The organism is bacterium, assembly GCA_013360215.1.
Classification (GTDB): Bacteria; CLD3; CLD3; order SB21; family SB21; genus JABWCP01.
Genome location: JABWCP010000029.1, coordinates 1 through 13,439 on the forward strand (window position 1 = coordinate 1; position 13,439 = coordinate 13,439).

General features: G+C 42.3%; 12 protein-coding genes. 11 read left to right on the forward strand and 1 reads right to left on the reverse strand.

Annotated elements, in window-relative coordinates:
• From tsf to HUU58_13700, 8 genes are all read left to right on the forward strand, one after another.
• On the forward strand, nt 1–678 hold a 678-nt coding region (gene tsf, locus HUU58_13665), incomplete at its 5' end, for a translation elongation factor Ts (protein NUN46718.1).
• Between the two features lie 117 nt (nt 679–795).
• Nucleotides 796–1,518, forward strand: a complete 723-nt coding sequence (locus tag HUU58_13670) for a UMP kinase (protein ID NUN46719.1) — start codon at nt 796–798, stop codon at nt 1,516–1,518.
• 38 nt (nt 1,519–1,556) lie between these two features.
• The gene (gene frr / locus HUU58_13675) at nt 1,557–2,120 is read left to right on the forward strand and encodes a ribosome recycling factor (protein NUN46720.1); all 564 of its coding nucleotides are present in this window, start codon (nt 1,557–1,559) and stop codon (nt 2,118–2,120) included.
• Between the two features lie 143 nt (nt 2,121–2,263).
• Complete coding sequence (locus HUU58_13680; protein ID NUN46721.1) at nt 2,264–3,496, forward strand: ABC transporter permease; 1,233 nt, start codon at nt 2,264–2,266, stop codon at nt 3,494–3,496.
• Complete coding sequence (locus HUU58_13685; protein NUN46722.1) at nt 3,481–4,092, forward strand: helix-turn-helix transcriptional regulator; 612 nt, start codon at nt 3,481–3,483, stop codon at nt 4,090–4,092. Before HUU58_13680 ends, HUU58_13685 begins: the two co-directional genes overlap by 16 nt.
• 12 nt (nt 4,093–4,104) lie before the next feature.
• Nucleotides 4,105–4,866, forward strand: a complete 762-nt coding sequence (locus tag HUU58_13690) for an SDR family oxidoreductase (protein NUN46723.1) — start codon at nt 4,105–4,107, stop codon at nt 4,864–4,866.
• A 70-nt stretch (nt 4,867–4,936) separates the two neighbouring features.
• A complete protein-coding gene (locus HUU58_13695) occupies nt 4,937–5,455 on the forward strand; it encodes a biotin/lipoyl-binding protein (protein ID NUN46724.1) in 519 nt (172 codons plus the stop codon).
• Nucleotides 5,456–5,481: 26 nt separating this feature from the next.
• Nucleotides 5,482–6,192: a Crp/Fnr family transcriptional regulator gene (locus HUU58_13700; protein ID NUN46725.1), complete on the forward strand. Its 711-nt coding sequence runs from the start codon at nt 5,482–5,484 to the stop codon at nt 6,190–6,192.
• A 6-nt stretch (nt 6,193–6,198) separates the two neighbouring features.
• Here HUU58_13700 and HUU58_13705 read toward each other — a convergent pair whose 3' ends face one another.
• Entirely contained in the window at nt 6,199–6,786 is a 588-nt protein-coding gene (locus HUU58_13705) for an isoprenylcysteine carboxylmethyltransferase family protein (protein ID NUN46726.1), read from the reverse strand.
• A gap of 130 nt (nt 6,787–6,916) precedes the next feature.
• Between HUU58_13705 and HUU58_13710 the strand changes: the two genes are divergently transcribed.
• From HUU58_13710 to HUU58_13720, 3 genes are all read left to right on the forward strand, one after another.
• Nucleotides 6,917–8,050: a hypothetical protein gene (locus tag HUU58_13710; GenBank protein NUN46727.1), complete on the forward strand. Its 1,134-nt coding sequence runs from the start codon at nt 6,917–6,919 to the stop codon at nt 8,048–8,050.
• A gap of 42 nt (nt 8,051–8,092) precedes the next feature.
• The gene (locus HUU58_13715) at nt 8,093–8,770 is read left to right on the forward strand and encodes a FecR domain-containing protein (GenBank protein NUN46728.1); all 678 of its coding nucleotides are present in this window, start codon (nt 8,093–8,095) and stop codon (nt 8,768–8,770) included.
• A 204-nt stretch (nt 8,771–8,974) separates the two neighbouring features.
• Nucleotides 8,975–13,432, forward strand: coding sequence for a T9SS type A sorting domain-containing protein (locus HUU58_13720; GenBank protein NUN46729.1), 4,458 nt, complete (start codon nt 8,975–8,977; stop codon nt 13,430–13,432).
• Nucleotides 13,433–13,439 lie beyond the last annotated feature (7 nt).

Genomic DNA, 13,439 nt, shown 5'->3' on the forward strand with positions numbered 1-13,439 from the left:
TTTGCGGTCATGGTAGAGATTAACTGCGAAACGGATTTCGTCGCTAAAAATGATGATTTCGTAAAATTTTCCAATAACGTATTGGCGCAAGTGCGTGATTCGAAGCCGGCCAATCTGGACGCATTTTTATCTGCGCCGGCAGCCTTTGCTGCGGGTCAGACCATAGCGGATGCCGTGACCGGATTGACCGCTAAAATCGGTGAAAAAATCGCCGTCAAACGCATTGCCGTGATCGAGAACAATCAAGGCGTTATTGCGGGTTATATTCACCCCGGTAATAAGTTGGGCGTACTTCTGCAGCTCAATGTCGAAGGTTTTGCCGCAACAATGACTGCGGATGCGTATTCCGTTGCTTATGACATTGCTATGCAGGCGGCTGCGATGAATCCGACCTATATCCATCGCGAAGAAGTTCCGGCGGATGTGGTCGAAAAAGAATCGGCTATTCTCCGCGAACAGCTCAAAAACGATCCGAAAAATGCAAATAAACCGGACAATGTTTTGACTAATATCATCAAAGGCCGCCTTGATAAATTTTATCAGGAAGTCTGTCTTGTTGACCAGGCGTTCGTAAAAGATCCCAATAAAATGATCAAAGACCTTGTTGCCGATCTCTCCAAAAAATTAGGCAAACCGGTAACGATCCGGAGATTTGAGCGCTTTCGCCTCGGCGAATAATCTTTTAAAAGCCACGGATTTTAATTCGTGGCTTTTTTTATGTCCTTTTTATAATTTTACCTGCTTTCAATAGAAGTCCTGAACTGCAGGCGTATCGTAAATACAAGGAATCATACCATGCCCATGCCCATATTCAAACGAATCCTCCTCAAGCTCAGCGGCGAAGCGCTTATGGGTGAACAGGGATACGGAATCGATACCAAAGTGCTCGAACAGATAGCCAAAGAAATCAAGGATGTCAAAGCCTTGGGCGTCGAAATCGCCATTGTAATCGGCGGTGGTAATATTTTTCGCGGCTTAGCGGCCAGTGCCAAAGGTATGGATCGCGTATCGGCGGATCACATGGGTATGCTGGCAACAGTGATGAATTCGCTGGCATTACAGGATGCGTTGGAAAAACAAGGACTTTTTACGCGGATACTCAGTGCGATCAAAATGGAACAGGTTTGCGAGCCGTTTATTCGCCGTCGCGCGATACGCCATCTTGAAAAAGGTCGTATTGTAATCTTTGCGGCAGGCACCGGCAATCCGTATTTTACGACGGATACAGCGGCGTCATTGCGTGCGATCGAAGTGGAGGCCGATGTCATACTCAAAGGCACGCGGGTGGACGGCGTTTACGATTCCGATCCGGAGAAAAACAAAGAAGCGTTCCGGTTTGAAAAGATCACTTATCTGGATGTGGTCAAAAAAGGACTCAACGTCATGGATATGACAGCGGTGACCTTGTGTATGGACAATAAACTTCCTATAGTGGTTTTCAATCTAAAAACGCAAGGCAATCTCCGCCGACTTGTACTCGGCGAAAATGTAGGAACACGCGTTCAGCAAGAACAATAAAAATCTAAAGAACCGAATTAAATAATTGAGGTGCTGTTATGTACGACCTGAATAAGCAATATCACGAAACCGAAGAAAAAATGAAAAAGAGCCTCGAGACGGTGCGCAATGAACTTGCTAAAATTCGCAGCGGCCGTGCGACGACGACACTTCTGGATGGTGTCAAAGTGGATTATTACGGCACACCGACGCCACTCAATCAGGTTGGTAATGTTTCCGCGCCGGAAGCGCGATTGCTTACGGTACAACCATGGGAAAAAGGTATGGTTCCGGCTATCGAAAAAGCGATTCGTGAAGCGAATCTGGGTCTCAATCCGCAAAATGATGGCGCGTTGATTCGCATACCCATTCCGCCGCTCAACGAAGAACGTCGTAAAGAATTAGTCAAGCTCGGTAAAAAATATGCCGAAGAAGGAAAAGTGGCCGTTCGCAATGTACGTCGCGATGCCAATGAGCACTTCAAAAAAGCCGAAAAGGATCATAAGATTTCAGAAGATGATTCCAAAGACGCGCAGGACAAAGTGCAAAAAATGACCGACAACTATATCAAAAAAATAGACGAAATGTTGTTAATCAAAGAAAAAGAAATCATGGAAGTTTAGTGGACGTTGTGTTTCGTCAGAAGTGGATGCTCGCTGAAGATTTTGTGCAGATACAATATATTGTTAAGTACCTCAACATATAAGCATTAACACGATCAAAGCGGGCATCATGCCGGTTAAACGGATAGGTTGATACGGCGCGTATGTCAAATTTCTTTTTTACATCCAAAACCCGAACGATCATACAATGGGAATTTACTCAGCGTGTGATTTCAAAGGGTTTTCTTTTTTCAGTCATTTTTATTCCTGTCATTATTCTTGCTTTTACATTATTACCGGTGTTTTTCGCCAATTCTAACGGCAATCGTATTTTTTCTGTCGGCGTATTTGATGCCACCCGGCGTTTGGGCGAAGATCTATCATCGAAGCTGCAAGATTTGACGTATAGCGAAATTCAGCTCGTACCGTTGGCTTCGTCCAATGTGGAAGAGGCATTAGCAGAGGGTAAACGCCTTGCCAAGGAAGACGGAATTGATGCGGTGCTAGTTTTAACTGTGGATATGTTCACTCAGCGAAAAATAGAAATATATACCGACAACCGTACCGAGAATGCCGTACAGATAGAATTGTTAAAACAAGCGGTTGCCAGTCTGCTGATAGAATATCGTATGCGTGGTAAAAATTTTACACACGAAGAAATTCAAAACATCACCGCCCCGTTACAAGTAGACACATATAAACTGGGTAGTGATCATGCCGCTTCGTTACAAAAATACATGACCGGCATTATTTTGGTTATGATGTTGTATTTTGCAATAGCCAATTCGGCCGGATCGTTTATGCGGGGGCTATCTGAGGAAAAAAACAACCGTGTCATTGAAGTGCTTGTCGCCAGTGCCTCGCCGAGGGAAATCATGGCGGGTAAAGTCATCGGTCTCGGGTTAGTTGGGTTGTTGCAAATTGCAGTATGGACAACATTTGCCGTTATGTTAGGATCACGTAAAGAAATCGCTGCACTTTCTCCGGAGCTGCTACTTTTTTTTATTCTCTATTTTGTGATGGGTTATATGTTTTTTGCAGGAATCAATGCTTTGATCGGAGCTGTTTTCGCTTCAGATCAGGATATACAGCCCTTACAAGCGGTCATTTCGATGTTGGGTGTGGTGCCGGTAGCATTGGCGTTTTGGGTTATTGAAGCGCCATCCGATATCGCGATACGAATACTTTCATACGTTCCATTTCTTACGCCGACGATGATGATTCTTCGTATTATTGTATCCAATCCGCCGTGGTGGGAAATAGGGTTGACATTCATAACACTTTTTGTCGGTGTAGTCTTGGTGTTTCGTATGGCCGGTCGTTTATTTGAAATAAGTTTGCGGATGCATGGAAAAAAAATATCACTTCGCGAGATGATGCGATGGGCTCGGGCATAAAAAATAAAGTTACTACTTTAGCCATAAAAAACATGGTTTGCGATCGATGCATCCGCGTAGTTCGCGATGAATTGGCTAATATCGGCGTAAATGTGCGTCATGTCGAATTGGGTAAAGCGATCGTTGAAGGTAATCTAACTTTGCCGATGCAAAATAAACTACGAATGGTATTGACTCAAAATGGTTTTGAACTTCTTGAGGACAAACGTGCAAAAATCGTAGAGGAAATAAAAAATCAAATCGTGATCTATGTTCAAAAAAACGATGTCGAAAATAAAAATATTAAATTATCCGTACTCTTATCACGCACGATCGGTCGTGATTATTCATATCTTTCCGGACTTTTTTCATCGGTAGAAGGGATCACCATAGAACGCTTTTTGATTTTGCAAAAGATTGAAAAAGTGAAAGAATGGCTAGCGTACGACGATCGGACGCTCAGTGAGATTTCTTATAAACTGGGTTACAGCAGTGTGCCTCATTTGTCCAAACAGTTTAAACAAATAACAGGTTTAACGCCGACGGAATTTAAACAGCAAAACGATCATCGCCGAATTCCGTTGGACAAAATAAAAATGATCCATCGTGTCACATAAGGGGAACCAACGATGCGCCAAAAATATTATCTTGTATCCGGAGCCGGAACGGGTATCGGTCTTTCAATAGCCAAAAAATTAGCCGAACGCGCCGATCACAGCGTAATACTCTGTGGTCGCCGACAGGACGTTTTAAGCGAGGCCATGCATCAACTTTCCAATACGCGCAATCATTCGATATTGGTGATGGATATACAAAATCCGGACACGATAAAAAAAGCGGCTACCAATCTGGCTATACCGTATCTTGATGGTATTATTTCCAATGCCGGTATCGGAGGAGAAAATCAATATGGCGACGAAGATCGTTGGGATGCAATCATTGCAACCAATCTGACAGGCACGTATCATTTTGTTATTAATTTTCTACCAATCCTAAGAAAATCACCGAATACATATCGTCATATTGTTATTGTTTCGTCTATTTTAGCAAGACTCGGCGTGGCAAGGTATTCAGCCTATTGTGCAAGTAAAGCAGGTTTGCTCGGTCTTATGCGGAGCTGGGCGGTTGAGTTAGCTCCTGAGAAAATTTTGGTCAACGCGGTCTGCCCGGGCTGGGTCAATACAAAAATGGCACAGGATGGTATGGAAGGTATAGCTAAAAATATCGGTGTAACGACGGAAGAATTTTATCGGATGGCTATGGAATCGGTGCCTTTGCGGAAAATGAGCGAACCGGAGGAGATAGCTGATCTAACTCATTATCTGGTAAAGCAACGCAGTATAACCGGCCAGACATTGGATATCAATAACGGTGCGATCATGAATAGCTAAGCTTCTATTTTTGTTGTTATTTTAAATAATGTGAGTTAGATTAAACTGTCTAAGATAAGTGAGTACGCTCATGAAATACAAAGTAACCACCGAACAAAAAGAGTACGACATCGAAGTCGTACCGCAAGGCGCAAGCTTCAAAGTGCGCGTAGGCAAATCTCCTGATATAGAAGAATTGGATGTAGATTTTCACACCGTAGGTCAGGGATCGGTTCATTCGATGCTGGTCAATGACAAATCGTATCGTGTGATTATTGATAAAAAAATGCACAAACACGCCGTATATACTCGGCGTCATCGTTTTGAATTTAACGTCGAAGATGAACGCACATTTTTGATGCGTTCATTAATAGCCGGCTCCGGAGCTAAAGCGGCCGGTGAAGTAAAAGCGCCAATCCCCGGATTGGTCAGTAAGTTACTTTTGCAAGAAGGCGACACGGTCAATCAAGGGCAAGGCGTACTGATACTTGAAGCGATGAAAATGGAAAATGAAATCAAAGCACCGATGGCCGGGAAGATTAAGAAGTTTCATGTGCAGGGCGGAAAAAATGTAGAAAAAGGGCAACCTTTGTTTGTAGTAGAACCATAACGTACGCGCTTCAAAGGTCTTGATATATGAATAAAAAATTCGAACTCCCGCTATGTGATCAATGCCATTCACGGATTCACTCCGTTTTTGGTGATCTCAAAGACAGCGATGTCAAGTCGCTGAATGAAAATAAATGCGGCAATATTTATAAAAAAGGCCAAGTGCTTTTTTATGAAGGCAACAAGCCGACGGGACTATTTTGTGTCAATAAAGGCAAGATAAAAACGTACCGCATCAATGCGGACGGTAAAGAACAAATCATTCGGCTGGCCAAAGAAGGTGATGTTTTGGGATACAGCTCGCTCATTAGCGGCGATTTGTATTCGAGTTCGGCGGCTGTTATTGAGGATGCGATTATTTGTTATATACCGCGTAATGTGTTTTTGAACCTACTGGATTCCAATACGACATTTTCGATGAAGATGATCCGTCTGCTCTCGCATGATCTCAAATCATCTGAAGATCGTGTCGTCAACTTGGCGCAGAATACCGTGCGCGAACGCCTCGCCGAAACATTACTTATGCTTGAAGAATTCGGAGGAACGGAAAACGACGGTAAAACACTTCGGACATCATTATCGCGTGAAGAAATAGCCAACATCGTCGGAACGGCCACGGAGACAACCATTCGGTTGTTATCGGAATTTCGCAGCGACGGCTTGATTGAACTGGAAGGAAAACGTATCAAGATTGTGAACCGAGGTTTGCTACTCAAAGCCGCTAATGTTGAAGATTAAAAAGTTTTAAAATAGAAAAAATTTTAGAACCAATAAATTATAACAGACAGCCAGCGCTACAAACGTTGGCTGTTCGCTTTTGATCGCGGTGTATATGTCAAATCGGAATTTGGGGTGATGGATGTCTTCATATATCGTACGGTATTTTGGAATAAGCCGCGGCGTCAATTGGGAGTATAATTCATAATCTGTGCCGAATTTTTTACGCAGATATGTTTCTTCATAAATAACGATACAGTAATAAATCATTCCAAAAAAAATAAATACGCAAGGTATTGCGAGTATCAAGAAAGAGTTTGACAAGGCGGTAAAACCTAAATATATTAAAATATTACCAGTATAGATCGGGTTTCTCATATGCGCGTATGGTCCGGATGTTATCAAAATAGGGGCCGTAACGCCGGAAACGCGAGATTCCTTTCCGATATATCCCACAGCCATAATGCGTAACGATTCACCGATAACGATCAGTAACGTACCTGTAATAAATGGTATTGTGTCATAGGTGCCCGTTATAAAAAGAAAAATGTATAATGGTACGGGAGTAAAACTGCGAAATCTAAAAAAGACTTCCCCAAGTCTTGAAATTACCATCGGTTAAGTTTATATTTTATCTAGGTTAAGTGTGACACACATCACAGCATTGTAATTTATTCAAACTTAATTTACTCAAAAAATGCCAAAAGAATATCTTTTTCATCACAATATTATAAGGAGAGACGGTATGGAACTTAAGGCTGTATTAAGTCGGTTCCGCCAAATGGTCGGGTTGTCACTGATCGTTGCGGTATTTTCGCTCACTACGGTTGTTGCGCAAGGAACAACGAATGGAGTAACAATTACTCCGGAACCATTGACACCGTTCACCTTTACTTCGTTTCCTTTAAGCCTTTTGGGTATTGGCGGTTCCGATGCCAACTTATCTTCATTTAATAATTTCGGGTTGAGATTTGAGAATAATAGCGGATCTGTAAAAATAATAAGAATGGGAATAGACTTAAAAACGTCTCAAGGGTCGATATTTAATAAGAAATATATGGTGACCCTAACTATTCCCTCCGGTGTGCCGATTTTTGTAGGCGTTCCTCAGATATTGAACGGCAGTTTTGGTTCTATCAAAGCATCAAACAGGCAATCGATCAGCATCAGCGATGACTTCATGAAACAGATCAAAGGCGGATTTCCCAGCGGTCTTTTCACTTTTGACATTAAAGCGGGTCTTGCCAATATTAATACTTATGATGGTCTGGATTATATGGGATCACTCCAGATTCAAGTTCTCGGAAATAGTCCCGTTGAAATCATTTCTCCGTCTTTTGGTTTTGAATCTGTAGACGGACTTCCTCAATTTGCATGGTCTGCGCAAGGTGCTACGAAATTCTTATTGACCATTGCACGTAAAAAGGGTTCACAATCGGATGAAGGCGCTATCAAATCTGTGGTACAACGCGCCGTGATCGAATTGGATAATGCTTTTTCATATCAATTACCTTCCGGTGGTCCTTCAACCTCCAAAGAAAATAATCTTACTTGGGTACCCGGTTTGGAACCCGGTGATTATGTATTCCAAGTGACAGCTGTTATTCAAGATAATTTCACCGGTAAATCCCGCAATGTAGACAGCCCGATTCGGGCCTTTACGGTAAAAGAAACTATATCATCAACAGCCGGCCTCAATACGGAAGAAATCCTTGGCCTTTTGAATGATGCGGCTAAAGGAGCGGTTAATTTCAAAGATCAACTCAAAGGTTTTAAAGCGGTTTCCATTACTATCAAAGGTAATACAGCAACGATCGATGATCTCCGCACCGCTGTACAAAACTTACCGGAAGCGGTAAAATTTGAAATTAAACCGTAAACTTAAAGCAAATCTATAAAACAGAATTTGGAGTAAAAATATATGAAATCATTCATGATCAAAATGACGGCGCTTTTGGCCTGTGTAGCTACGGTCATCACGGCGACGTTGTATTTGGCTGAAGCCAATGACGGCAAAGCGGTTGCGATCGTCGTCAAGTCCACCGGTAAAGCGCAAGCCAAACAAGGAAACAAATGGGTTGACGTGACTAAGGGATCAAGGCTTTTTTCGGGCGATAAAGTGGTAACCAAAGATGATGGTTTTGCCGCTGTGATGTTTCTTGATGATAAGAGCATTATCAAGCTTAAGCCCAATTCCAATCTCGAAGTTAAAGGCCAATATGAAGGTAAATCCATTTCGAAAAACATTGTGATGGACGTCGGTGAACTTTTCGTGAAAGTATCCAAACAAAAAGGTTCTTTCCAAGTTGCAACACCAACCTCAGTCGCTTCGGTAAAAGGTACAGAATTTTGGGTGATTGAAAACACCAATGGTACAAAAGTTATCGGTATCGAAGGTTTGATCGAAGTTTTGAATAAAGCATCGAATAAAAAGCAAGACGTTTCGGCCGGTAATACTGCAAATTCGGATAAGTCCGGTAATTTGAACGTAGATACAACCAAGGAAAATGAGATTCCTGAAGACAAAGATCTTGAAGAAATTATTATCAAATTTAGAGATAATGATGGCAAAGAAAAAGAAGTTAAGATTAAATACTAAGATTGTAATTTAGAAGTTTTGTAAAAAACCGCTTGACTAAAGAGTCAAGCGGTTTTTTTTTTGACCTTTCTTATTGCCTAACGACGTCATTTCTATTAATTTATCGTTTACAAACCATTCTCATGCAGTATTAACACTTGGCATTTCTTTAGACTAAAAAAGAGTCTTTTCTTTTTTTTATTTCACTTGGCGAGGAGAGAATTTATGGCACGTTGGATACGTTTGCTTTTGATGTGTTGTATTGTATCAATACATGCACAAAGTGACTGGGTTAATTTAGGACCTTACGGCGGTGAATTTGATGCAATGGCGATTGATCAAAAAAAACCTAATTACCTATACATTGGAACCCGTAATGGTCAAATATACAGATCTACAAATTCAGGTCAAACGTGGTCGTTTTTGAACGCACTCGATGGGTCAATATCCAAACTTGTAGTTGATTCGTCCGATGGCCTGCGTATGTTTGTTGGTCTTCGAGATCGAAGTAACTATAGTCGCGTATTTTACTCTACGGATGGCGGGTTGCATTGGGAGAACAATAGCTTATTGTCCTATTACAATGAAGAGATAAAAGATTTTATCATCAATCCGGCCAACAATCTTCAAATGCATTTAGTGACGGCCAACCGTTCTGTTCCCTCTGTTAATGGCGGAAAAAGTTTTGTTGGAAATGGTCCGTATTATAACGGAAGTTTCAATTCGCTAGCCTATGATCCTCATGATCCCTCCAATGTCATGTACGCGGCCGGCCATGATGAGGACTTTGATCTGGCGGTTTTTCAAAGCACTCGCAATGCATGGTCCAACGTACATGCCTACCAATATATGCAACCCGGCTGGAAGATAGGAAAAATCCATGCTGAAAACACATTTATAGCCGCCGTATACATATTGATGGGTAATACTGACAGCACCAAAATCTTGAGAAGCACTGATCAGGGACAAACTTGGACGACCGTCTTTGAAGACGATGTTGCCATGTACCAAGGGAATTTTAGAATCGGGCAATACACATGGTTACATCGCGGAAAAAACAGCAATGAACATGTTGTTGCTTCGCAAAACGGAGTTTTAAAAACTAATGACGGCGGATTGACATGGTTTCGTATGCGTGACGGTCTGAATAATAATTTGGTTTCTGTACGCGGAGGGACATTTGTTCGCTCGCCTCAAGACACCTCAGTGTTTTATTGCAACTACGATAAAGCACCGACAAAATTAACTATCACGCCCTATGGATATGTCGCTAATGTCAGCCAATCCATAGGATTTACGGCGCAAGAGATAAAGAAGGTTTATCATTCGATAAACACGTATGTCTATGCAGAAACCCGGACTCGTGACTTGATATATTCAGATAATTTCGGACAGGATTTCTATTCGTATGGACTTTCTTTAGCTCCGGGGGATGAAATCGTAGGAGGACACGGATATTTTGTTACCAAACGAGGGAATTATTTGCAGACCCAAGGTTCTTCATTAGGAAATATAACATTTCCTCCTGGCACCGACTCAGTGGTCGCCGTGATCGGTGAAGATGTTTATGCATCAGGATTTTATGAAAGTTATGAATTTGGTTTAACCCAAAGTGTGATGAATAGTGTTGCCAGCGGATTTTTTATGGCGAAGTATGATTTTGGGCTTGGATCGGTTGCTATGTATACGCCTTCGACGCTGCCTGATATTGCTGTGTCTGCCCCGATGACATCCCTATCCATTGCATTCCGAAGTTATCAAAGAGATACCGTGGATATCTACGTAGCTTCGTCGATGGGCATAGCTACCACCTATTTTGTTGATGGGGCATTTGGGTCATGGCAAACCATAACAAATTTTGACGGTTCATTTGTTGTTAACAAAATCGAATTCCGTGAAACGGAAGCGTTTATTTGGGCTAAAGCACCGGGCGGAGATCGCCTATTCGGAGGTCATCGTGAGAATGTGAATTCAAATTTCACAATAAATGAGTTGTTTATTCAATTTTCAGGTACCGAATTTGGCCAATCAGAAGTCCATACAATTCATACCGGAGTTGATGGCTACTACATGATTAGGAACCGGGTGGACTTTGGCGCAAACGGTGCTGAATATAGTCGCCCCCTGTATAAAGCCGGATTTGGTGATAACCCTCACTGGACAGAAATTAGCACTAAGGATTTAGGTAAGTTTAATATTGAGAATGTAATTACGGAATATCGATTTGACCAAAATGCCGTCGTTATCTATGCGGCGGCCAATAATGGTATATGGACTCTGAAGCAAACAGCCAGCATTGAAATTGATACGATTACGACATTTGCCTCGACGTCAGCCTTGCTGGATTCCAGTTTTGCGAGGGTGACATATCGTAATTCAGGAACGGCATTTTCCTATATTGAGCGGTTTGAAATAACGGATGATGCGGAGCAGTCCTTTTCGATCGCTGATAAAAGTATTACCGATGAAAATGGTATATTGTTCTTGGACATTCGCGCCGAGACGGATTTTTCCGTCATGTTTAAACCTACTTCGAAGGGATTAAAGACAGCCAATCTAAAATCGTATTATACAGTTCGAGCGTCCAATGGATCAGATAGTACGATAGTTGCGACAACACGTCTCGTCGGCATTGGAAAAACCTCTCAAATCGGAACCAATCTGAAAAACGACACACTCAATATCAAAGGCGTTTTACTAAACGCATCGAAAGCACAGACCTTTACCCTGACGAACACCGGCGAAGATATATTGACTATCAATGATATTTACTTCGTAAAGCAAGAAGCGTTTTCCTTGGTCAGTGTTAATGGATCTGATAGTGTTTCCCTTGATGTAGTTCCCGGGCGAACTTTGGCTTTGTCTATCAATTTTACTCCGCAAGCGGCGCAATCCTACACGGATACATTGATCGTCGAAAGCACGGCGTTTGCGGCCAACAATACGCCCAGTCCTAAGCACCGTATTGTGATCAAAGGAATTGGTTCTTCGATTCAGATTAGTAATCTGGATAATCTGGGTGCAGCATTGAATCAAGCGTTAACCATAGAAGTCAGTCTCAGTCAGATCGAAGCATCGGACGTTACAGGGATTCTGCGCTATCGAAAAAGCGGTGATGGTTCGTCAGGCTACAAAAGTAAAACGATGGCCCCGGCGGCTTTGCAAACCGGCACTTCTAGCCGATTTACGACAACGATACCTCAGGAGGATATTACACAAAACGGGCTTGAGTTTTATGTGGAATTCACATCGTCCTCCAGTGTGTCACCGATCCAATACCCTGAAAACGGAGAATTTGAACCGCAGGTGGTTTCTGTGACGATTCCTAATCCTGGATTAAGCAGTAGCGGCTATGTTTCTTTGCCGGGAGGCACCGATAAAAAGGCTTTTCAGCTTATGTCCTTTCCGCTCAATTTAACCAATAAAACCGTGGGCGGCGCATTTACTCCAAGTAATATGGGTGAAGCCGGTGTCAAAGGTGATTGGCAAGTATATCGCTATGATAACGACCTCTCTAAATTTATCTCATCTTCAGATCCTGATATTACATTTGGAAATATCGAGTCGGGAAAATCTTATTTATTGGTTTCCCGTAAACCTAAAACCATCAATAGCGGAGCAGGGAAAACAGTAAAAAAAGAGGATGCCCATGTAACGATCCAACCCGGATGGAACATGATTGCGAATCCTTATGCGTTTAGTATTAACTGGTCTGACGTTGCTAATTTTAACGACAATGTGGAATTAACCAATATTGTGGTTTTACAAAATGGTCGTTTCAAATATGTTGATGAAGTGGATGTGTACAATCTGAAATTAGAGCCGTGGAAAGGGTACATGTATTATTCTCCCGAAGAAAACGGCACTTTTACAATCAATTATCCCGCGATCAATTCGGATAATGCATCAGCTTTGCAGAAAAAAGAGATTCGGACAACGGTTGATAAAAACGGTTATCGTTTGCAACTAACATTACATGATGACGGCGAAGACATGGTGTTTGAAGCAGGTGCTTCGGAAGATGCGCAAGACGGTGCTGACGGTCATGATAAAAGAGCGCTTCCTATGCTGATGAAGGATGAGGTATCGCTCCACTGGTTGCATGCGGATCGGAAATTGCAAACGGATATACGCGCCGTTTCACCGGAAGGTCATATATATACGTTTGAGGTAACTACGGGCGCAGATCGTCGCACGGTATCATTATCCTATTCAGCGACAAATTTGCCTGAAGGTTTTTCGGCACGTATTGTTGAGATGTCCACCGGTATGGTGCAAACAGGTGAAACGCAGAGCGTAATCGTGCAAAGCGGAAAACCAAAGATGTATAAACTACTGATAGGTACGGAAGCATTTATTGCAAAAGCACAAGCTGAGATTATTCCGTCACAATTTTCGCTGGCACAAAATTATCCTAATCCATTTAATCCAAGCACCACTTTACGATTTGGTTTGCCTGAGACATCCTCAGTAAAAATTACGATCTACAATATGTTGGGTCAGCAGGTGCGTACATTGGTCAAACAAGTGATGCCTGCGGCATCGCATGCGTTGTTATGGGATGGGACCAATGATTTCGGTCAACGCGTGGCCAGCGGTGTATATGTGTATCGTTTAGAAGCAACCGGGCTGGGAAGTAACAAGGTGTTTTCACAGACCCGTAAAATGACTTTGATTAAATAAAATAAAT